Annotated in this window: 15 protein-coding genes; 6 read left to right on the top strand and 9 right to left on the bottom strand. The window is 54.0% G+C overall.

All coding sequences use genetic code 11. From position 1 onward, the window contains the following. Position 1: 1 nt before the first annotated feature. Positions 2-913, bottom strand: a complete 912-nt coding sequence (locus P2R09_RS02080; RefSeq protein ID WP_275766673.1) for an ABC transporter substrate-binding protein — start codon at positions 911-913, stop codon at positions 2-4. Positions 914-1,223: 310 nt separating this feature from the next. On the opposite strand from P2R09_RS02080, the gene P2R09_RS02075 reads away from it, so the two are divergent. Further along, positions 1,224-2,699, top strand: a complete 1,476-nt coding sequence (locus P2R09_RS02075) for an MFS transporter (protein WP_275766671.1) — start codon at positions 1,224-1,226, stop codon at positions 2,697-2,699. A gap of 158 nt (positions 2,700-2,857) precedes the next feature. Here P2R09_RS02075 and idi read toward each other — a convergent pair whose 3' ends face one another. From idi to P2R09_RS02050, 5 genes are all read right to left on the bottom strand, one after another. Further along, positions 2,858-3,400, bottom strand: a complete 543-nt coding sequence (gene idi / locus P2R09_RS02070; protein ID WP_275766669.1) for an isopentenyl-diphosphate Delta-isomerase — start codon at positions 3,398-3,400, stop codon at positions 2,858-2,860. A 146-nt stretch (positions 3,401-3,546) separates the two neighbouring features. After that, entirely contained in the window at positions 3,547-5,442 is a 1,896-nt protein-coding gene (locus P2R09_RS02065) for a methyl-accepting chemotaxis protein (protein WP_275767261.1), read from the bottom strand. 191 nt (positions 5,443-5,633) lie between these two features. Beyond that, positions 5,634-6,743, bottom strand: a complete 1,110-nt coding sequence (locus P2R09_RS02060) for a suppressor of fused domain protein (RefSeq protein WP_275766667.1) — start codon at positions 6,741-6,743, stop codon at positions 5,634-5,636. Between the two features lie 253 nt (positions 6,744-6,996). Then, on the bottom strand, positions 6,997-7,728 hold the full coding sequence (locus P2R09_RS02055; protein ID WP_275766664.1) for a 2-phosphosulfolactate phosphatase: 732 nt from the start codon (positions 7,726-7,728) through the stop codon (positions 6,997-6,999). Between the two features lie 143 nt (positions 7,729-7,871). Beyond that, a complete protein-coding gene (locus tag P2R09_RS02050; RefSeq protein ID WP_275766661.1) occupies positions 7,872-8,183 on the bottom strand; it encodes a hypothetical protein in 312 nt (103 codons plus the stop codon). Positions 8,184-8,480: 297 nt separating this feature from the next. Between P2R09_RS02050 and P2R09_RS02045 the strand changes: the two genes are divergently transcribed. Together P2R09_RS02045 and P2R09_RS02040 are read left to right on the top strand one after the other, a co-directional pair. After that, positions 8,481-8,921, top strand: a complete 441-nt coding sequence (locus P2R09_RS02045; RefSeq protein WP_275766658.1) for a GNAT family N-acetyltransferase — start codon at positions 8,481-8,483, stop codon at positions 8,919-8,921. Positions 8,922-9,181: 260 nt separating this feature from the next. Then, positions 9,182-9,664 (top strand): anti-virulence regulator CigR family protein, encoded by a 483-nt coding sequence (locus tag P2R09_RS02040; protein ID WP_275766655.1) that lies wholly within the window; start codon positions 9,182-9,184, stop codon positions 9,662-9,664. Positions 9,665-9,795: 131 nt separating this feature from the next. Here the strand turns inward: P2R09_RS02040 and P2R09_RS02035 are convergent, their stop codons facing one another. Both P2R09_RS02035 and bglX read right to left on the bottom strand, forming a co-directional pair. Then, positions 9,796-10,668: an oxygenase MpaB family protein gene (locus tag P2R09_RS02035; RefSeq protein ID WP_275766652.1), complete on the bottom strand. Its 873-nt coding sequence runs from the start codon at positions 10,666-10,668 to the stop codon at positions 9,796-9,798. A 96-nt stretch (positions 10,669-10,764) separates the two neighbouring features. Then, positions 10,765-13,062, bottom strand: a complete 2,298-nt coding sequence (gene bglX, locus P2R09_RS02030; protein WP_275766650.1) for a beta-glucosidase BglX — start codon at positions 13,060-13,062, stop codon at positions 10,765-10,767. A gap of 155 nt (positions 13,063-13,217) precedes the next feature. On the opposite strand from bglX, the gene dld reads away from it, so the two are divergent. The 3 genes from dld (at position 13,218) to P2R09_RS02015 (ending at position 19,379) form a co-directional block, all read left to right on the top strand. Then, positions 13,218-14,921 carry a D-lactate dehydrogenase gene (gene dld, locus P2R09_RS02025; RefSeq protein ID WP_275766648.1) on the top strand — a complete coding sequence of 568 codons (1,704 nt, stop codon included), beginning with the start codon at positions 13,218-13,220 and terminating at the stop codon, positions 14,919-14,921. A 390-nt stretch (positions 14,922-15,311) separates the two neighbouring features. Next, positions 15,312-16,679, top strand: a complete 1,368-nt coding sequence (locus P2R09_RS02020; RefSeq protein ID WP_275767259.1) for an OprD family outer membrane porin — start codon at positions 15,312-15,314, stop codon at positions 16,677-16,679. Between the two features lie 48 nt (positions 16,680-16,727). Next, positions 16,728-19,379: a beta-N-acetylhexosaminidase gene (locus P2R09_RS02015; RefSeq protein WP_275766645.1), complete on the top strand. Its 2,652-nt coding sequence runs from the start codon at positions 16,728-16,730 to the stop codon at positions 19,377-19,379. A 94-nt stretch (positions 19,380-19,473) separates the two neighbouring features. Here P2R09_RS02015 and P2R09_RS02010 read toward each other — a convergent pair whose 3' ends face one another. Continuing rightward, a complete protein-coding gene (locus P2R09_RS02010) occupies positions 19,474-21,918 on the bottom strand; it encodes a DUF3772 domain-containing protein (RefSeq protein WP_275766642.1) in 2,445 nt (814 codons plus the stop codon). Positions 21,919-22,033 lie beyond the last annotated feature (115 nt).

The following is a 22,033-nucleotide window of genomic DNA, read 5'->3' as shown; positions in this document are numbered from 1 at the left end:
GTTACAGCAGCTTTTTCTGCTGCAGCCACTCAGTCGCTACACTGCTCGCATCCTGACCGTCGACCGCGATTTTCGCATTGAGCTGTTGCAGCGTCTTCTCATCAAGCGCGCTGAAGACCGGCTTCAGCCAGTCGGCAATCTGTGGGTAGGCTTTCAGCACCGATTCGCGGATCACCGGCGTCGGCGCATAGATCGGCTGTACGCCTTTAGGATCGCTGAGCGTCTGCAGGCCCAGTGCCGCCACCGGACCGTCGGTGCCATAGGCCATCGCCGCGTTCACGCCCGACGTCTGCTGTGCTGCCGCGCTGATGGTGACAGCGGTATCGCCACCCGCCAGAGACAACAGCTGATCCTGCTTAAGGTCGAAGCCATAGGCTTTTTCAAAGGCCGGTAAGGCATCGCTGCGTTCGATAAATTCGGCTGAGGCCGCCAGTTTGAAGGTGCCCCCTTTTTTCAGGAAAGCGCTGAGATCGGCCAGCGAGGTGAGCTGGTTCTTCTCCGCCAGGTCCTTACGCACGGCGATGGTCCAGGTGTTGTTGGCCGGAGCCGGTGTCAGCCACACCAGATGGTTTTTCTCCGCATCCAGTTTCTTCACTTTTTCGTAGCCTGCGTCGGCATTTTTCCAGGCACTGTCTTTTTCATCGTTAAAAAAGAATGCGCCGTTGCCGGTGTATTCCGGGTAGATATCAAGTTCGCCCGCCGTAATGGCGCCGCGGACGACCTGGGTCGTACCGAGCTGGATTTTATTGACAGTTTTTACCCCATGCTTTTCCAGCACCTGAAGAATCACATTGCCCAGCAGCGATCCTTCGGTATCAATTTTTGAGCCGACCCGCACAGGATCGGCCGCGTGTGCCATCCCCATGCTAAGCAGCAACGCGCTGACGCCCATCCAACCCCGAATTCTGACCATGGCCTTTTCCTTATCGCATTTTCGCGTGTTGTTTTTGTGTTTCGTGAGTGCGTGATGACTTACAAGGCGTCATGCGCCTGAGGGTGCAGGCTGCTCTCCTGCCGCTGAGAGTGTTGCTGGCAAGGCGTGCAGCGATAAATTATCTGCTTTAAAAGCGTAGCCTGGCACAGCGGTGATGCAGCTGACTTTATCGAAAATTAATAACGATTTGGGATTATAGGATTATTTTATATAACTGAAATGAATTTACGTCTGGGCGTCTAAACGGCTATCCTCGGTAATCTGTTTAAAATAAAAGATACATAACATCATGTCCGATCTGACGTCTTCCGCCCATGTGGCAACAGCAGGGAGTTCGCCCGGTGGCGAAACACAGTGGATTCGTAGCGCAGCTGACGTCTCCCGATTAGTTAACAGCGGCGACAGCGCCCGTAATAATGCCCGCATTGTGGTGGCGATTGCCCTGGGAGGCGTGTTTCTCGACGCCTACGACCTGGGTGCGCTGGCCTTTGGCATCAAAGACATCACACGCGAGTTTACTCTCACCCCGACCGGCACCGGCATGGTTGCCTCGGCCATTACCTTCGGGGCGATTATCGGCGCGCTGATTGGCGGCTATCTCACTGATAAAATTGGCCGCTATCGGGTCTTCATGGCCGATATGTTCTTTTTCGTGGTGGCGGCTATCGCCTGTGCATTTGCGCCCAATGAATATGTGCTGGCTGGCGCGCGCTTCGTGATGGGGCTGGGCGTCGGGATCGATCTGCCGGTGGCGATGGCCTTTCTGGCGGAGTTTTCAAAGCTGCGTGGCAAGGGAAATAAAGCGGCCAGCGTGGCGATGTGGTGTCCGACCTGGTACGCGGCGATCAGCATCTCTTATCTGCTGGTGCTGCTGCTCTATGCAGTGTTGCCCGAAAGTCACACCGACTGGCTCTGGCGGCTGATCCTCGGTTTTGGCGCGGTTCCGGCGATTGTCATCATCGCTATCCGCAGCCGTTACATGAGTGAATCGCCTGTGTGGGCAGCCAATCAGGGCGACCTGAAAGGAGCCGCGGCGATTTTACGCAGTGCGTGGAATATCAACGCTCAGGTCGCGTCCGACGCCGCACTGACCGCTGCCACGCCGGTGCGTAAGGCAAGCTGGCGAAACTATGGTGCGCTGCTGCAGGGCGTCTATCGCCGCCGTACGCTGCTGGCGACCATTACCTCTATCGCCTCGTCGTTTGCCTATAACGCCGTGGCGTTTGGACTGCCGGTGATTATCTCCAGCTTCTTTGCTCAGTCGATGCTCACCACCATTCTGGTATCGCTGGCACTGAATCTGCTATTTGCCTTTGTTGGCGGGATTCTGGCGGTGCGACTGGTGCCGCGTCTGGGTGCGTGGAAGATGTCAGTGGCGGGATATGGTTGTCAGTGTGTGGCGCTGCTTGGGCTGGCGCTGATTGGTCGCCCGGAAGGCGGTCAGGAGGCAGCAATGGCTATCGCAATGCTGGCGTTGTTCCTGTTTGGTCAGGGATTCGGGCCGGGCTCGCACACAATGACCTTTGCCTCACTAAGCTATCCCACTTCACTGCGCGGCGTGGGAGTGGGCTTTAACCAGACGCTGATGCGCGGGAGTTCGACCGTTTCGCTGTTTCTGTTCCCGGTGCTGGTCGCGGCGCTGGGCACTGGCGTGTTCTGGGTGATCTTCCTGGCGCCGCTGGCCGGTCTTCTTACGCTGCTGGCGATCCGCTGGGAACCGTCGGGCTATGATGTGGATGCGGAGGATTTTGATCTGCCGCGTTAAACAACATTCCGGGCGTGGAGCGCACGCAGGCTCAGGGAACAAACGTCCTCTGCAAAGACGCAAAAAACGCCACCCATGGCCCGCGATGCTTTGCGATGGACGTTTGCGCCCATCGCTTTGACTTTCAAACCGTCTGACCGCACTTTAGTGCGGTTTTTTTATGCCGTGACGGCCGGAAAAGGAAACTGCTCCAGATAGTCCGGGATACGCGGGAAGGTATGCAAAAACCACGGAGTGAACTGCTGTGGCTGCTGCTGCATCTGCTGCTCGATCATCGTCATTGGACGATAATCAAAGGCATCCGCTTCCTGAGGATTAAGCTGCGGCAGGCTGTCACAGATCGCAAAAAAGACATGACCATATTCATGCTCTGTCAGGCCATTGCTCAGCTTCAGGTTGTAGCTCAGTTCAAATACCGGCGTCAGCGATACTACCATCCCCATCTCTTCACGCAGACGGCGCTCGGCGGCGTCGCGGGTCGATTCATGGGGATAAGGATGACCACAGCAGGTATTACTCCACAAGCCACCACAGTGATACTTATCGCTGGCGCGCCGCTGCAATAGCAGCTCCTGCCGGGAATTGAAGACGTAGACCGTCACCGCGCGGTGCAGCAATCCTTTTTCATGCACTTCCAGCTTTTCCATTTTGCCGGTGGGACGATCGAGGTGGTCAACGAGGATAACTTCAATAGCAGACATGGCGTTTCCTTGAGATTATTCCCAACTATTCTGGCACAGAATGCGCAGTTTGGGCGGATCATCGCGGATTTTTTACCCAGGTCCGTCAGAGATAAGCGGATGAAGCAGAGGGGAAATCAGGCCAGCAAGGCTGGCCTGGAGGAGAATTACAGTCGGAAGCTCTGAACAACCCGCTCAAGCTGGGTACTCTGTGATTCCATCGCCTGCGCGGCAGCGGAAACCTGCTCCACCAGCACGGCGTTCTGCTGTGTGGTGCCATCCAGCTGGGTAATTGCCACGTTGACCTGTTCGATACCCATGCTCTGCTCACGGCTGGCTGACATGATTTCGCTCATCAGGGTGGTCACACTGCTCACGCCCTGCATAAGCTCATCCATGGTCTGACCCGCCTGTTCCACCAGCGCACTGCCGGTATCAATGTTCGCCACTGACTCTTCGATTAACTTTTTAATCTCTCGTGCCGAGTTAGCTGAACGCTGTGCCAGGTTACGCACTTCCGATGCCACGACCGCAAATCCACGACCCTGTTCACCGGCACGTGCAGCCTCAACTGCGGCGTTCAGCGCCAGGATATTGGTCTGGAATGCGATGCTGTCGATTACGCTGATGATATCGACCACTTTACGGGACGAGTGATGAATCTCACCCATGGTGGTGACCACCTGACGGACCACTTCAGTGCCACGAGCGGCCACCTGGGAGGCATCGCCTGCCAGCTGGTTAGCATGCGTCGCGTTGTCGGCGTTCTGACGGACGGTTCCGGTCAGCTGTTCCATTGACGCGGCGGTTTCTACAATTGAGCTGGCCTGATCTTCAGTACGGGAGGAGAGATTGGCATTGCCACTGGCAATTTCCCGCGATGCGGCGGTGATCGCCAGCGCACTATCGCCCACCTGCTGGAGCAGCCCCTGCAGATAGCTGATGAACTGGTTAAAGCTCTGCGCGACGGCATTGAACTCAGGGCTGTTGCTGGCTGGCAGACGCTGCGTCAGATCGGCGCCCCCTTTCGACAGTGCTTCGATGTTGCTGTTCAGCACGTTAAGACGCTTCATCATGGCGCGGACAAAGCCCAGCGACACCAGCAGCAGGATTACCGCCAGAGGAATCTGCACCAGGCCCAGGCGGGTCAGCATGTTATGCGACTGCGCTTTCAGCAGGCTGGTCGGCAGACTACTGGCGAGATACCACGGGCTGCCAGGAATCGCCTGAACGAACAGGGTCTGCTCGCCTTCGCTGCTGTCATAGGTGGTTTCCAGCGGCTGGCTGCCAACACCGTTCAGCAGCGCTTTAAGCGGTGCTGCCATCGGCATCTGCACGTCAGCCAGGTTCTCCAGCTTCGGTGCGGCATTGACCAGTGCGCCATTACCCACGACTTTGCCGTCGGCTTCAACAATCAGCACGTTGCCATGAATGGTTTCACCCATCTGCTTCGCCAGCTGATTAAAGAACCCCAGCGTGACGTCGATAGTGGCAACACCCCAGGCCGTGCCATTTTTGTAGATGGCCATAGCACAGTTAGTACGCGGCTGCGGACTGGCGGCATCCTGATAAGCTTTAGCCCAGGCACACTGCCCTTTTGCAGCAGCCATGCCATCTTTGTACCAGGGTTGCTCCCAGTATTTGTCGGCGGCGTCGGAGTTCCAGTAGGTGTTGACCTGCAGTTCATTGCTGGCATTACGGGCAAAGAAGCTGCTGTCTTTCTCTTTGGCCGGATCACGACGGTTTGGCAGTGGCCAGATACCGCCACCAAACACATTGCTGTCCTGATACTGGTTTACCAGCGTCGGTAACAGGGTGTCGATAGTCGCGCTGTCCATAACGGAGGCCGCTTCGGTAATTGCACGCTGCTGAGCCTGCACGCGGTTCATCTGTTCAACGATGCCAGAGGCCAGTGAATCAACCTGATAGCGAACCAGACGGCTTTCGCTGTCGACGAGCTGTGGCGCGACGAACTGATTAATCACCCAGACTGTAACGAGTAAAAGCGCAACAAAGAATGCGATCATTGTTGCGGTAAAGCGGGATTGTGTTGTTTTGAACATCTTCATGCCCCTGCCCCTGGTACGGCGCGATTGCCTTATCCGGGTTAACGGCTCGCTTAAGGGGAACTTGAGATGGGCGGGATCACATATTTAAGAAATGTATGATTTATGTGAAAATTTAATTTCACTCCGGAACTATCACCTCCCCGGAAGTCGCCGGGGAAAGTGTCTACAGGCGCGTCATTGCTGAGCTACTCTGGCGAATCGACCACCTGCTGGCGTGGACGGAAAACGTGATTGTTACCGTCTGCTGTTAACAACTCCCGTAACTTCTGGCCGCCGTGTTCATCGGCCTGCGCGAACTGCCGCTCCGCTTCAGTAATCGGCGTTGTCCAGAGCAGTGTCGGACGATCGCCATCGCGCTTAGGCAGCGTGAACTGCCCTTTTTCGGTTGCCAGTTCATTCGCCAGCAGGAAGCTTTCAAAGCCGACCGGTGCCACTTCTGACGCCAGCGTATGGCCCTCGCCCAGCCAGGTGAGACGCGCCCAGGGCAGATGTACAAATTCCGCCAGTGCACTGGCCATCTGCACCGCATTGCCTTCCGTCATGATTTCACCGTCAACCGCCATACCCAGTTCGATACGTCGATACTGCGGTGCCAGCTCATCAAAAAGATAATCGACCTGCGGCATGGGCCGGATACTCATGCCAAGCGTCAGGAAATACCAGACACCCTGATGCCAGTGCTGCGAGATTGCCATTGGCGGCCAGCTACCCTGATCAATCGCGTAATATTTCACCGACTCGCCGAAGCGTGCCTGATAGCAGGCCATGAGATCCTGCTGGACCTTATCCCACTCGCTGCCGTCGTGCCATTCTCGCCAGAACTGACGCTGATGCTCTGCACGGGCATAGTAGTCATTGGTTGATGCTGACCCCAGTGGGGCCGTCAGACGGTTCTTTTTGATGCAGCCTGCGGAGAAACTCACCTGTTTCTCCTGATAGAGGCTCCAGCCAGGGATGACAGCCAGCAGCTGGCCGTAATACCACAGTGCTGCACCATCATCAGAAGGCTCCCACAGGATCTGCAGACCGGCCGGGTCCAGCGCGGGTTCCGCTTCCAGATTACGGCAATACTCTGCGCTGAGCAGCGGCGCTATGCCCTGCTCCATCGCCTCGCGGTCTTCCTGCGCCGGTGCGGGCAGCAGGTTTCGCAGCCAGCAGCCGCGCACCGCATACTGACTGCGGAACAGGTCGGTAGGCCAGATGTAAAAATAGGCGGTGCGCTCATCCTGTTCGACAATCGCGGTCAGGGTGCGCTGCTGATTGTGGACTTCAGCAATCAGGGATTTGTACGTCATAGTGCCTCGACAAAGCCTGGAGGAATCCATTTTCCCCGAGAGTAGAGCAGGATCCTGGCTGTGGCGATCTGAGACAAGGGTAATAGTCTCAAAGTGTGGGGCTGAGAGGGTTGGTAAAGGCTTTAGTGTGGTTAAGACTTTTTACTGTGTAGGCGTTGCGGGTGTCTGAAAAACCACGATGAACGTAAAGGGGATATTGGCTTTCCAGACATTATTCAGGCAAAACTGGCTCAGCGGTGCTGAAATGAAAGACCTAAGCATGTGATGCATAAAAGTCGCCATTTAACCGGCATGCCAGATCAGAGGTATCCGTTTCAAGACAGAGTCTGACATCCTTACTAAATCCGCGCTGTTGAAGTTCACAGGCTGAGGAACAATCATAAAGAGGATGCAGATTTTGCTGCTGATAAAAGTGCCAGGCTGCAACTGCCGCCTGCGCCTCAGGTGAGCAATTTCCACGCCCCATCGCATTGATAATGCCGCCGGCTGCTACGTAATCTTCGACACAGGGACGGAGAGTGCCATCAGGCCATCGCTCTCCGCAGGGAATAATCAGAACACGTTTAAAGATGCCACATGCTTTCGCAGTGGCAGACATGTTCCTGAAGCAGCCACTGAAAACCGCAATCCCGGTATCCCGCGCCTTGAAAGAGAGGGTCGATCCGTTAGGGGATGGCAGGACAAGCCTTTCGCCATTGCTTATTTTTTGTATAGAAACGGGCGACAGACTGTAACCTTCACCGCTGAATTTTCTCTTCAGGCTGGCTACCTTCGCGCCTATTTTTATACCATATTCATTTGCAGATTCATCTTTCCATGGATAAGGGTAAATACGGGCTCCCTTTTCAACAGCCAGGCTCACACAGGTGGAAAAGGACATAACATCGACTATTACGGCGCAGTCTGCTTTTTCAGCTAAATAATCTACAGCCGCCTGACCCCATTCAAGACGAATGTCGAACCCACCCTGGCTAAACCATTCCATTATTTTTCTCTCTTAACATTTTCCGAAGAGTCAAATTTAACATAGCCATGTTGCGCTTTTTTTCATTTAAATCCTGACGAACAACTTTCGTTTCTGGCACCAGGCCGCTTTCGGTAGCGTTCTCAGGCCAGGACACGCGAAGTTTAGTCAATGATTTTAAGTGGTTTTTCATTCTCGGGTGCCCAATAGCCACCACTTCCATGATATGTTTCAGCGCCTAATACGAACTGAATACCGCAATAATTACATTCAAAATGATAATCAACTATATCGCCCCATATCATCTTTTCAGCACACTCATCAAAACTGTATTGGTTCCAGTCATTAGTTGCTTTGATTTCGGTTAGAACGCCTTCGCTAAGTGCGTGCTTTGCAATACGAATTGCCTTACGTAAGTGTTCCGGTTGACGTATAACGTATTTAACACATAAATCCTGGCAGTATTCACAACCCATCGATAAGCCCTCGATACAGATGATTTTATTGCTCTGATTCAGCCCTATTATTCACCACTGTCAACAAGTCAAATGTGCCATCTTCTCTTTGCACATGGCAATGGTGACTTTTTTTATGAGGTTACCTGTAACCCATTCTGGAGTAAAACGGATGCACTGACTTCAGGCTAATATCCGCTATGAGCGATAAGCGGACATGATGTGCGGTAGTGAGTTCGCTCAAGGTTCTATGCTTCTGTAAAGGACAGGATGATATCACTCTCAAAATTTATCTATTTTATATGTGGAATAAGACTAATGGATATCAAGATAAGACCAGCTCAACTGTCTGATGTTGAATGTATTTTTACTATCAGAACGTCTGTTGCTGAAAATCACCTGAGCCGTGAAGAGATGCAGGAGATGGGCATAACCGAAAGTACTGTGAGCAATATGATCAAAGAGAGTCGTTGCGCATGGGTTGCGACAGATGATGATAAAGCAGTGGGTTTTTCGATGATTTTAAGGGAGAAAGGCTCTCTTTTTGGTCTCTTTGTCCTTCCTGACTATGAAGGCAGAGGCATTGGTCGCAGACTTACAGAGATTGCGGAACAGGCGTTGTTCAAACATCACGAAGTTGCCTGGCTGGAAACCGATAGAAACAGTCATGCGGCTAAATTCTACCTGCACCTTGGCTGGGGTAATATGACAACATTAGATGGGGCTTATATTCGATTAGAGAAACAACGTGGTAGTTGACCTTATACGGCTCTCTTTAAGTGACTCATCAGGCATAGCGCAGATAGGTCAGCATAGGCAGACATGTCAGCATAGCGAGGTCCGCTATGAGCGAAAAGCGAGCTCTTTTTCAACGCTAAGACACGGCAGTCTCACAAGCAAGAAAGTTAATTTTAGCTTTAACCCATTGGCTGGCATAAATTCAAGCCATACTGACATTGTCAGGTTTACGGCGTGATCTTATATTTCATTAGAGTAATAAAAAATATTGAGGAAATATCATGCTCAAGCATCGCACTCTTAAAGCAGCATTTGCACTTGTTATCTGTTTCGCCGTTTTAGCTGCTCCAGCTTATGCAAATCCTGGCAATGGCAATGGCAATGGCAATGGCAATCACGGTAACAATGGCGCGCACGGTGGAAAAAGACATCATAATGTTAAGTCTGGAGACGAACATGGAAATCGTAAGAATTATGGACAACCGGACCGTGTCGGGTCTGATATAAATTTCTCTCGTGCACGTTCTCTTGCCGTCAATTATGGCCTGACAGGGTATGAGTCTCTGCCCCCCGGTATCGCTAAAAAGGTTGCACGTGGTAAACCCTTACCTCCAGGTATCGCTAAAAAAAGCTTACCTGCGTCAATGATTAATGATCTGCCCTATTATCCCGGATATGAGTGGCGGGCCGTAGGCGATGATTTAGTGCTTATTGCTCTGAGTACGGCTGTTGTAACCGCCGTAATTAATGGCGTTTTCGACTAACCACCGTTCAGGTTGAATCCGGCTTAAGTCTCATGGAAGTTATTCATTCGCTGACAATGAGTTGCAATAAGCAGTTGCAGTCAAAAGGAATCATGTCCGCTTCTGGCACAAAGCGGGCATTCATAGCTCATTCACCCCAACCTACCCATCCTTACCATCGCCCGATACCACGCCCCGCGCTGAATTGACCATCTCAACCCAACCGCGATGGCATTAATCTTCTGGTCAATGATTGCCTGCTCAAAGCGGCCGATTTCTCTACCGGACATCGCCTGCGCCCAGGCTGGCATTAGCCCGAAGCCTGATTTCAGCATGATCTTCATTACTGGTTTCGCCTGCCAGCTCGGTGCAGGGGCGTTCATCAGCAATCGCGTCACTTCGGCGGTACGCTCATCAAAGCGCAGCTCTGCACGCATCTGTTGCAGGTAATCCGCCACATCAACGACGCTTTTCGGCACCTTCTCCGCGCCCAGCGCCTCGGCAATCTGCGCCGCTTCCTGATAGTACTGATCCTGTTCGGCGCGGCTGAGCTGCGGATTTTTATAGCGCAGATGTGCCGCCAGAAAACGGCTGGTCTCCGCCACATGCACCCAGGTCAGCAGATGTGGATCGCTGGCGGCATAAGGTTTGCCTTCGCTGTCGACGCCGCTGACTTTCAGATGAATGCGTTTTACTCGTTCAATCAGCGTCCGGGCATCCTGCGAATTCCCGTAGGTGGTCACAGCGATAAACTGACTGGTGCGCCGCAGGCGGCCCATCATATCTTCACGGAAATTGGAGTGATCCCAGACGCCCGCCAGCGCCGCTGGATGCAGCATCTGCAACAGCAGCGCGCTGATCCCGCCGCACATCATGGAAGTGAAATCACCGTGGACGCGCCAGATCACGCTGTCCGGGCCAAACAGGCCGGGATCGCCAGGCGGTTGAGAGAGGTCAAATTCATTCATCGACAGGCCATTAAGGCGGAAGACCTGCTGCTGAATGCGGTCACGCAGATTAATCATAGCGGCTCTGATAGTGGATATGATGCGGCGCGCGGTAGCAGGACGCTCACGACGCGCCGCATCACCTTCTCCTGCATTCAGGGGAAAGGCTGACGGTTATTGGTAGTTGAACTGTGCATCCTGAGTACGCACGGAATCGAGTCCAATCATCACGTTGAATTTGCCTGGCTCGGCAACATGCTGCATCTGCTGGTTCCAGAATTTCAGCGCATCGACGTCGATCTTAAAGGTCACGGTTTGCGACTCGCCTGCTTTCAACATGATGCGTTTGAAACCACGCAGCTCCTGCACCGGACGGCTGATAGAGGCGACCGGATCGTTCAGATACATCTGCACCACCGTCGCACCATCGCGCTTACCGCTGTTAGTTACCGTTACGCTGGCCTCAATGCTGCCATTACGCGGCATGGTCGGTGAAGACATTTTTACCGGCGACACAGTGAACGTGGTATAGCTCAGGCCGTAACCAAACGGATAGAGCGGGCCGTTAACCGCATCGTAGTAGTGCGAGGTGTACTTGTTCGGCTTCGCAAAGTTGTAAGGCCGGCCAGTTGGCAGATGGTTGTAGTAGATCGGAATCTGACCCACTGAACGCGGGAAGGAGACCGGCAGTTTGCCCGATGGGTTATAGTCACCGAACAGCACATCGGCGATGGCGTTGCCACCTTCGGTGCCGCTGAACCAGGTTTCCAGCACGGCATCAGCCATGCGATCTTCGTTCACTATCGACAGCGGGCGGCCGTTCATCAGCACAATCACCAGCGGTTTACCGGTGGCTTTCAGTGCCGCTAACAGTTTCTGCTGGCTCGGCGGGATCACCAGGTCGCTGCGGCTGGAGGCTTCGTGCGCCATACCCTGCGCTTCGCCCACGGCAGCCACCACCACATCGGCCTGTTTCGCTTTGGCGACTGCATCATCAATCATCTTCTGAGGTGAGCGCGTATCAACGGAAACCGCCTGTTCATAGAGATTCAGGAAGTCCTGAATGCCTTTATTGTCGGTAACGTTAGCCCCCTTCTCATAAAGCAGTGTCGCTTTGCCTTCGGTAGCATTGCGCATGCCCTGCAGCAGCGAAACGGATTGCTTCGCCACGCCCGCCGCGGACCAGCTGCCCATAATGTCGCGCTGACTGTCTGCCAGCGGACCAATCAGGGCAATGGTGCCCGATTTTTTCAGCGGCAGCGTTTCCAGACGGTTTTTCAGCAACACGATGCTTTTACGCGCGACGTCGCGCGCTTCCGCGCGGTGCAGACGGCTTTCCGCATTGGTATCCTGCGGGTCACTCTCTTTCGGACCTAAATGGCTGTAGGGATCGTTAAACAGGCCCATGTCATATTTAACGTTGAGCACATGGCGCGCCGCATCATCAATTTCAGCCATGGTGACGTCGCCGCTTTTCACCAGAGCAGGCAGATACTTGCTGTAATACTCGTCGCTCATGCTCATATCGACGCCCGACTTCAGGGCGATGCGCACCGCTTCCTGCGGATCGCTGGCGACGCCGTGTTTAATCAGCTCTTTAATCGCACCGTGATCGCTGATAGTGATACCTTTGAATTTCCACTTATCGCGCAGCAGATCTTTCAGCAGCCAGCTGTCCGCCGTGGCGGGCACGCCATTTATCGAGTTCAGCGCCACCATCACGCCGCCGCTGCCAGCATCCAGTGAAGCTTTATAAGGCGGCAGGTAGTCCTGGAACATACGTTGCGGGCTCATGTCCACGGTGTTGTAGTCACGTCCACCTTCGACTGCGCCATAAAGCGCAAAGTGTTTCACGCTGGTCATGACGCTGTAGCGATCGGCAGCGCTTTTGCCCTGCATCGACTGCACCATGCTGCGACCCATTTCGCTGGTAAGGTAGGTATCCTCACCGAATCCTTCTGAGCCACGGCCCCAGCGCGGTTCACGGCTGACATCGACCATCGGTGCCCAGGTCATGTTCAGGCCATCATCGGCGGCTTCATAAGCGGAGACACGCCCCACCTCTTTCACCGCATCAAGATCCCAGCTCGACGCCAGCGCTAAAGGAATCGGGAAAATGGTGCGCTGGCCGTGAATAACGTCGTAGGCGAAAAACAGCGGAATCTTCAGGCGGCTGAGCTGCATCGCCTGATCCTGCATCGCGCGGATATCCTGACGGGTCACGGTATTAAAGATCGCGCCAACCTGACTCTTTTGAATCATGTCGCGGATGACTTCTTTTGGATTATCAGGACCGACGCTGATTAAACGCAGCTGGCCAATTTTCTCGTCCAGCGTCATTTTTTTGAGCAGCTGGTTGACGAAGGCATCCCGCGCCTGTTCGGTCATCGGGTGGTTACCTGGCTTTGTCTCAGCCAATGCGGGTTGCATCGCGAGGGAGACAGCGAGACTAACAGAGTAAATCCATTTCATCAGGTTGGGTTCTCTTAAGTAACTGCGCAATATCGAATTAACAGGCGGCAGTGTGCCACAAGATGAGAATAGCAGGTAGCGGCCAGGCTCACACTGCATTGAGATGAGTTGACGTGCTACAGTTAGGACGCACTGATAAGACAAGGGAATTGCTCATGATACCAACCTCTGCCCTGCTTTCTGACCTGCGCCGCCTGGTCGGCCCTGCCCATTTGCTGACAGAACCTGAACAGACCGCCCGTTATCGCAAAGGCTTTCGCTCCGGCGAAGGTGACGCGCTGGCCGTGGCGTTTCCCGGTACGCTGCTGGAACTCTGGCGGGTACTGCAAACGCTGGTGAATGCGGACGTTATTATCCTGATGCAGGCGGCAAATACCGGCCTGACTGAAGGTTCAACGCCGCATGGCGACGACTACGATCGCCCGCTGGTGATTATCAGCACCCTGCGACTCGATAAACTTCAGCTGATTGACGAAGGTCAGCAGGTCCTGGCGTTCCCTGGCAGCACACTTTATCAGCTGGAAAAAGCACTAAAGCCGCTGGGACGCGAGCCTCACTCGGTGATTGGCTCCTCCTGTATTGGTGCCTCGGTGCTGGGTGGCATCTGTAATAACTCCGGTGGTTCGCTGATCAAGCGCGGCCCGGCCTACAGCGAAATGGCGCTGTTTGCCCAGATTGATGCGCAGGGAAGACTGAAGCTGGTGAACCATCTCGGCATCGATCTGGGAACGTCGCCGGAAGAGATTCTGGGGCGGCTGGATGACGATCGCTGGCAGCCTAAGGATGTGCAGCACGATGGCCGTCACGCTTCCGATCATGACTATGCCGAACGGGTGCGTGAAGTCGATGCGGATACGCCAGCCCGCTACAACGCCGATGCGCGTCGCCTGTTTGAAGCGTCCGGCTGTGCCGGGAAACTGGCAGTTTTCGCGGTGCGACTCGATACCTTCCCCAGCGAACCGCAGCAACAGGTGTTTTACATTGGCACCAATGAACCGGGCGTACTCAACGATATCCGCCGTCACATGCTGGCGCATTTTACCCATCTGCCGGTGGCAGGCGAATATATGCACCGCGACATCTATGACATTGCGGAAGTTTACGGCAAAGATACCTTCCTGATGATCGACAAACTGGGCACCGACAAGATGCCGCTGTTTTTCACGCTGAAGGGGCGGGTTGATGCCTGGCTGAGCAAGCTCTCCTTCGTTAAACCGCACTTCAGCGATCGCCTGTTACAGCGTCTGAGTAAATTGTTCCCGGCGCATCTGCCCAAACGGATGAAGCAGTATCGTGACAAATATGAACACCATCTGATGCTGAAGATGTCGGGCGACGGTGTGGCGGAAGCACGTAACTACCTGCGCGACTACTTCCGCGAAGGCGGCGGCGAGTTCTTTGAGTGTGAAGGTAAAGAAGGTGCGCACGCTTTTCTGCATCGCTTTGCGGCGGCAGGTGCGGCGGTGCGCTATCACGCGGTACATGCGGATGAGGTCGAGGATATTCTGGCGCTGGATATCGCTCTGCGTCGAAATGATGCGGACTGGTTCGAAACGCTGCCCGATGAGATCCGCGCCTCGCTAAGCCATCGTCTCTACTATGGTCACTTCTTCTGTCATGTCTTCCATCAGGATTACATCGTCAGAAAAGGGGTTGATGTACACGCGCTGAAAGCGCAGATGCTGGAAATCCTTCACGCGCGCGGCGCGGAATATCCCGCTGAGCATAATGTCGGGCATCTCTATCAGGCAAAACCCCAGCTGGCAGCGTTTTATCGCCAGCTCGATCCGACGAACAGCTTTAATCCTGGCATTGGCAAAACCAGCAAGCAAAAAGGCTGGGCGGTGAAACAGGTTTAACTCGCTGTTATCTGTCAGCCTGCCCTTCTCTGCAGGCTGACGTTCAAAACAGCCGAACCAGCAGACCCCATAAAACCTGCAGACTATTTGGTTATTCAGTTAATGAAATAGTCATCAATTAATTCAGCCTGACTGCTTTGCCTGATTATCGATTGCCCTTACCTTGTCTGCTAATAATATTTTAATAAAAAATTAATCCATCCTCCCATATTGAACCCACATTATTTTATGTCTCTGGGTTATGCGCAACGCCTCACAAAAAACCACCCTGCCAATTGATAATTCGCGTCGCGAAAAATATATTCACGACACAAAAATAAAAAACCACAAAAATTAATTTACCTCAGGGTAGGATCTTCCATGTCTAAAAAAAACTACACATTAGTATTGATGGAAATAATAGCGCTGTCAGCAGGCGTAACGGCAATGTCATCAACGCCAGCCTATGCTGCCGGATTTGTTGACGACTCAACGCTGACAGGAAATGTTTTTTACTGGCAGCGACAGCGAGACCGAAAAGAGAGCGATCCCGCCAGTCAGCATCAGGGAGAGTACCAGGCTAATTTACACCATACTTCACTCAACAGTAACCTCGACTATCAGTCCGGCTATGCCGGGGACTGGATTGGCATGGACCTCGCCGTGTTTGGCGCCGTTGAACTTTCCAATAGCGGTCCCGCCGCACCCAATGAAATTGGCTTCAGTAAATCGCATTCCCGCTGGAATGAAAAATGGAATGGCGACAGCAGCGGCGCATCGGTTTATAAAGCCGCACTGAAATTAAAACATAACGACTACTGGTTACGCGCGGGTTATATCCAGCCAACCGGACAGACACTAATTGCGCCTCACTGGAGTTTCCTGCCCGGCACCTATCGCGGATTTGAAACGGGTGCACTTTATGATTTCCAGCAAGCAGGCGCATTATCACTCTCCTGGATGTGGACCGATAAATATAAAGCACCCTGGTATCGTGATTTATATGATTTTCGGCAGGCTGATAATAAAACCCCTGTCAGCTACCTGCATTCATTTGGCATGAAATATGACTTCAAAAATAATCTGGTGCTTGAAGGTGCATTTGGTCAGGCCGCAAATTATATGGATCAATATTTTGCCAAAGCATCCTGGTCTGCCAGCCCAGGCGGCAACGAACTGCGCACCAGCTATCAGTTTTATGGCGCACGCGACAAAGTCTCGGGGGGCGCCGCAAACCCGCGTGACGTCTATGATGGCCTGGCCTGGTTACAGGCGATCACCGTCGGTTATACCGTCGGCCCGGTGGATCTCCGACTTGAAGGCAGTTGGGTTAAAGCTGAAGGGAATCAGGGCTTTTTCCTGCAGCGCATGACGCCGGGCTACGCCACCTCCAACGGACGAATGGATATCTGGTGGGATTCGCGTTCTGACTGGAACGCCAATGGTGAAAAAGCGATCTTTGCGGGCGCGATGCTCGATTTATCGCCGTGGCAGCTGACGGGCTGGAAAGCCGGCGCATCTTACGTCTGGGGCTGGGATGCAAAACCCGCCACGCTCCCCACCGTTGACCAGAGTCAGCGACTGAGAGAGTCGGCCTGGAACCTTGATCTGATCTATCAAATCCAGCAGGGCCGGGCCAAAGACACCCAATTCCATCTTCACTATACCCGCTACAAAAATCACAGCGACCTGCCCAGCTTCAGCAATGGATACAACAACATTTTCCAGGACGAGAAGGACATCAAATTTATTGTTATCGCGCCGTTTACGCTGTTCTGACGCCCTGCGGACTTTCGGAACTATTTTCACCATTAAGGATGAATCAACATGTTCAAGTTAAGCCTTATCGCGCTCACTCTGCTGAGCGTTACCGCCACAGGCCACGCCAGCTCGTCAGAGCAGAAGGTGGTTGATCAAATCAGCCAGTTTGGCGTGACCTATCAGGTAACAGACAACCAGGCGGGACTGCACGGTACAGATTGCGCCGCGTTAGGCGCCGACTTTGCCTCCTGTAACCGCGCCATTATCACGCTGACCAATAACGGCCCCGCACTGACCGACAAAAACTGGGCCATCTACATGAGCAACATCCGCCAGACGCTGCGGGTCGATAATGAGCAATTTACATTGACGCATCTGGTCGGAGACTTAACCCGACTGGAGCCAACAGAGAAATTCACGGGTATTGGCGCGGGCGAATCAGTGCAGATCCCCATCGTTAACGAATACTGGCAACTGTTCGTTACTGATGTGATGCCGCGCTGGTATGTCACTTCCGGTGAGGCGACGCCAAAAATTATTGCCAGCACCGACTACGAAGATCCCAGCCAGTTTGTATTGCCGCTGGATAACCACTGGCGACGCAGTGCCGATGACAATAACGTCCTGATGCAGCCTGTCAGCCGGTTTGAGAAAAACAGCGATGTCGCCACCCTGCCAGCCTCAGCATTGCGGGGGCAAATCACACCCACGCCGCTGGACGTTAAACTTCGTTCGCAGGATGCCGATCTCAGCCGTGGCGTCACCTTGTCACTGACTGGACTGAGCCGCGAAACCGCTGAGGCAGTGAGACAGCGTATGGCACTGCTTGGCCTCAAAGAATCGCCTGATGGATTCGCTATTACCACGCAGGTCAAACCGGGTCACTTTAGCGGCAAAAAAGCGATATCAGGCGCATACGACCTCGACATCACTTCCCGCCGTGCGAGCATAGTCGGCTACGACGCTGCCGGTGCGTTCTACGGTCTGATGTCGATACTGTCACTGGTCCCCTCAGAGGGCGCCCCACGGATTGCCACGCTGGAAGCCCATGATGCGCCGCGCTTTGCTTATCGCGGTGCCTTCCTTGACGTTGCCCGTAACTTCCACAGTAAACAGGCGGTGATGCGACAGCTTGATCAGATGGCATCGTGGAAGATGAACCGTTTCCATTTCCACCTCAGTGATGATGAAGGCTGGCGGATTGAAATTCCAGGCTTGCCGGAACTCACGGAGGTGGGTGCGAAACGCTGTCATGATCTTTCCGAACAAAAGTGTCTGCTGCCGCAACTGGGTTCCGGCCCCTTCAGTGATAACAATGGCAGCGGCTATTTCAGTCGCGCTGACTATATAGAGATTGTTAAATATGCGCAGGCGCGCCACATTCAGGTCATCCCGGAAATTGACATGCCCGCCCATGCCCGGGCGGCGGTCATCTCAATGGAGGCGCGCTATCAGCGGCTGATGAAGGAGGGAAAACCTGACGAGGCCAACGCCTGGCGCCTGATCGACCCGACCGATAACTCCAACACCACCTCAGTGCAGCTTTACGACCGTACCAGCTATCTCAATCCCTGCATTGAAAGTTCACAACGCTTCGTGGATAAAGTGATTGGTGAAATCAAGGCGATGCACCAGGAGGCTGGACAACCACTCAGCGTCTGGCATTTTGGCGGTGATGAAGCGAAGAATATCCGGCTGGGCGCAGGCTACTCTGACAAAAACAGTCCAAAACCCGGTACCGGTCTGCAAGACCTGAGCCGCGAAGATTTGCCATGGGCAAAATCACAGGCCTGTCAGGCACTGGTGAAAAGCGGCAAAGTGGAAGATCTGGCGCATCTGCCAAGCTATTTTGCCCTGACCGTGAACGAAATCGTGAACCGGCACGGTATTGGCAAAATGCAGGCCTGGCAGGATGGCCTGAAAGATGTCAAACATGCCGGAGAGTTCGCGACGCCGCGTGTCGCAGTCAACTTCTGGGATACCCTCTACTGGGGCGGTTTTGACAGCGCCGGTGACTGGTCACAGAAAGGGTACGACGTAGTCATCTCCAGCCCTGACTATCTCTATCTGGACTTCCCGTATGAAGTTAACCCACTGGAGCGCGGCTATTACTGGGGCACCCGCTTCAACGATGAGCGAAAAATCTTTGGCTTCGCACCGGACAACCTGCCGCAGAATGCTGAAACTTCGGTAGATCGCGACGGTAACGTTTTCAGCGCCAAATCCGCGAAACCCTGGAAAGGGGCTTATGGTATTTCGGCTCAGCTGTGGAGCGAGACCGTGCGCACCGACGATCAAATGGAGTACATGAACTATCCTCGCCTCCTTTCAGTAGCAGAACGCAGCTGGCACCGCGCCAGCTGGGAGCGGGACTATCAGCCGGGTGAGGAGTATACCGGTGGAAAAACGCAACTTGTTGATCAAAAAGCGCTTCTGAACGACTGGCAGCGATTTGCCAACCTGCTGGGACAACGGGAACTGGCGAAACTGGATAAGGCGGGTATTGATTATCGCCTGCCCGTACCGGGAGCAAAAATTGCTGATGGTATTCTGTTGATGAACGTGGCATTGCCTGGCATTACGCTGGAATACAGCCTGGACAAGGGTGAGAACTGGCAGCGGTACGACGCCAACAGACCGCCGCAGGTCAACGGTACTGTCGCCATTCGTTCAGTGAGCAGCGATGGCCAGCGCACCAGCCGTGAGGAAACGTTGTAGTCAGCGGGAGTGAGAGAACAGGCTGACAAGCCCGTGTTTTGGACATACAAAAGGCCGACAGACGTCGGCCCTTTCACCTCTGAAACGGGTTCTTTTAAACCAGCTTCTCTTCGGGTACCGGCTCCACATCTGCTATCTGCTGACGGCGCTCAATAATCATGGTCTGCGGAGTGGAGAGCAGAATGCCCTCTTTACGCAGACGCGTCAGAATATCGAACAGCAGATCGCTCTTCGCTCCTGCTATCTGCCGCTGACCGGCCACATTACCGGTGACGCTCAGAACAATCCCTTGCTGGGTCAGATCTTTAAACGAAACCGATGGCTCAGGTGTTTCCAGAATACGTTCGTTTTCGTTATAAACTTCCAGCAGAATATCACGCACCTTTACCGGGTCGATATTTAGCGGGAAGGTCAGCGTAATGGTGACCACACCCTGCGCATTGCCCATTGTCGCGTTGCGCACGTTCTGCGAGATAAACTGCGAGTTCGGCACAATCACGGTGGATTTGTCGCCCAGCTGAATTTCCGTGGCACGCACATTAATCCGGCGAATATCCCCTTCGATGCCGCTGATGCTCACCAGATCGCCGACTTTCACTGGCCGCTCGGTCAACAGAATCAGACCGGAGATAAAGTTCTTCACGATCTCCTGTAAGCCAAAACCGATACCAACCGACAACGCACTGACGATCCAGGCCAGCTTGTTCCACTGCAGCCCCATTATCGACAGGGTCAGCAGAATGATCAGCACATAACCGATGTTGCTGAACAGCGTCACCAGCGACACCCGCATCCCCACATCCATGGTGGTTTTTGGCAGGAAATCGGTATCAAGCCAGCGACGCACCGAGCGCAGCACATAGATGCCGACAATCAGGCAAATTATCGCATTCACCATATGCGCTGGCACGATATTCAGGGATTCGAGGCCTTTACCGCCCCAGAACTCAATGACTTTTTGCAGCAGCTCAATCGGCGTTGAAGAGGCAAAAGTGCCGTTGACCAGCGCCAGCGCCACCACCAGCACCAGGAAGGTTTTACCGATGGCCGTCAGCAGCGTAGCCGTTTGCTGCAAATGACGCTCATTGATGTTAAGTGAACTCTGAATGCGTCGACCGGTGGCATTACTGGTCGAAAAGAGACTCTCACAACCATCCTTGAGCAGGTGACTCAGGAAGTAGAACGAACCAAACAGCAGACCGCACCAGATCACTTCATAACTCAGGAAGCGCGCCAGCGTAACGTAACCAATCAGCAGCGACACGAGGATGGCAACCGCGGTCAGCGTCAGGCCCATCTGAATCAGCCCGACCAGCGTTGAGCGTGCTTCCGGCGGTGTGCCCGCCTGGGTCAGGCGACGGCGTACGCGGTTGGTGCGCATGCTGATCGCCAGTGCAGTACTGCCAATCAACAGTGCCGTCAGGCCGTTGGCAAAAATGGTGGTATTCAGACTGGTGCCGACGCTGTAGTTAAACGCCTCAACCGTCTGGAAGATAAACACCAGCACAGCAGTGATGGGTGGAAACGGCTTTAATGCCATCGCCACTTCATTGGAGATAGCCGGTAAGCGCCAGCTGGGTCTGCGAGTAGAGAGGAATGCGCGCCCCAGTCCGGCAATCAGGCCACAAAAGACGCTTAACTGTACCAGACGATCAACAAAGTCCTGAACGTTTTCAGAGACCTCATCACGGCGTGTAAAGGCCAGAGAGAGAAAGTTAAAGGTGAGGACAACAGCCGCCAGCGTAGTCAGCGCTACCGCTGCCGCCAGGAAACTACGACGCAGCTTCCCTTCCGGCAATTTATTAATGCTGATCCAGGCCAGAAACTCTTCGCAGTAGCGACGCCCCACCGTCATCACCAGCATTGCCGCCAGCAGCCAGAATACACTACCCACGCGCCAGCCCGGCTCCCATGAGAGCGCGGCGGTGTCCTGCAACTCCTGCAGGAACTCCCCAATTTTCTCGCCATCCAGATCCTGAGCGCTGAGCAGCGGTGACCAGAAGCGCGCACCGAGGATACTGCCGGAGTTAAGCGCCAGCTGGCTTTTCAGCTGATCACGACGCAGGTTAACAATCTGCGAAGAGAGCATCAGCGCGCCATTTTTAATGCCTTCGGCCTGTTTAATCTGGTCGTCGAGTTTGCTTTTCTGACTCCCCAGCGTGTTTCGCTTGCGCGTCACTTCCGGTGTTTCTTTCACACCGCTGTCGGCTTTAGGGGCCGGCCCAAGCACCTGCAACTGCGCTTCCACCTGCTGGCGATCGGGAACCAATGCCTGGCCAAGTGTATCGGCGTTACCCGACAGTTCCAGCGCCATTTCATTCAGCTGTGTCAGCTTGTTCTCGCCGGCATCGACGGAGACCTGACTTTTAATTTTATCGAGGATCTTCTGCATTTTCGGCAGTTCCACCGCAGCATTCAGCTTCGGCGGCGCATCCTGTTCCTGAGCAGGCGTGGCCGTATCATCCACGGCCAGCGCCAGCGCCGGGGCAAACCCCACCAGCGCCAGCATTAACAATGCAAAAAAGGATCGTATAAACATATGAGTAAGATTCCGGCAGCTTAAATCAGGCGATCTTCCCTCGCCAGTCGCGCGTAGTGTAGGGCTTTGCAAGGGAGGGCAATATAGGAATAACGGGCATTTTTTGGGGCTGATT

It is taken from the genome of Pantoea sp. Cr_R13 (genome assembly GCF_029222565.1).
GTDB lineage: Bacteria > Pseudomonadota > Gammaproteobacteria > Enterobacterales > Enterobacteriaceae > Pantoea > Pantoea eucalypti.
Note: the sequence above shows the minus strand (reverse complement) of the source record. Positions and strands in the feature narration are given on the sequence as shown.

What these genes read in the sequence shown, in the direction of transcription:
- P2R09_RS02080 (WP_275766673.1), bottom strand. Translation starts at nt 913, where the DNA reads ATGGTCAGAATTCGGGGTTGGATGGGCGTCAGCGCGTTGCTGCTTAGC.
- P2R09_RS02075 (WP_275766671.1), top strand. Translation starts at nt 1,224, where the DNA reads ATGTCCGATCTGACGTCTTCCGCCCATGTGGCAACAGCAGGGAGTTCG.
- idi (WP_275766669.1), bottom strand. Translation starts at nt 3,400, where the DNA reads ATGTCTGCTATTGAAGTTATCCTCGTTGACCACCTCGATCGTCCCACC.
- P2R09_RS02065 (WP_275767261.1), bottom strand. Translation starts at nt 5,442, where the DNA reads ATGTTCAAAACAACACAATCCCGCTTTACCGCAACAATGATCGCATTC.
- P2R09_RS02060 (WP_275766667.1), bottom strand. Translation starts at nt 6,743, where the DNA reads ATGACGTACAAATCCCTGATTGCTGAAGTCCACAATCAGCAGCGCACC.
- P2R09_RS02055 (WP_275766664.1), bottom strand. Translation starts at nt 7,728, where the DNA reads ATGGAATGGTTTAGCCAGGGTGGGTTCGACATTCGTCTTGAATGGGGT.
- P2R09_RS02050 (WP_275766661.1), bottom strand. Translation starts at nt 8,183, where the DNA reads ATGGGTTGTGAATACTGCCAGGATTTATGTGTTAAATACGTTATACGT.
- P2R09_RS02045 (WP_275766658.1), top strand. Translation starts at nt 8,481, where the DNA reads ATGGATATCAAGATAAGACCAGCTCAACTGTCTGATGTTGAATGTATT.
- P2R09_RS02040 (WP_275766655.1), top strand. Translation starts at nt 9,182, where the DNA reads ATGCTCAAGCATCGCACTCTTAAAGCAGCATTTGCACTTGTTATCTGT.
- P2R09_RS02035 (WP_275766652.1), bottom strand. Translation starts at nt 10,668, where the DNA reads ATGATTAATCTGCGTGACCGCATTCAGCAGCAGGTCTTCCGCCTTAAT.
- bglX (WP_275766650.1), bottom strand. Translation starts at nt 13,062, where the DNA reads ATGAAATGGATTTACTCTGTTAGTCTCGCTGTCTCCCTCGCGATGCAA.
- dld (WP_275766648.1), top strand. Translation starts at nt 13,218, where the DNA reads ATGATACCAACCTCTGCCCTGCTTTCTGACCTGCGCCGCCTGGTCGGC.
- P2R09_RS02020 (WP_275767259.1), top strand. Translation starts at nt 15,312, where the DNA reads ATGGAAATAATAGCGCTGTCAGCAGGCGTAACGGCAATGTCATCAACG.
- P2R09_RS02015 (WP_275766645.1), top strand. Translation starts at nt 16,728, where the DNA reads ATGTTCAAGTTAAGCCTTATCGCGCTCACTCTGCTGAGCGTTACCGCC.
- P2R09_RS02010 (WP_275766642.1), bottom strand. Translation starts at nt 21,918, where the DNA reads ATGTTTATACGATCCTTTTTTGCATTGTTAATGCTGGCGCTGGTGGGG.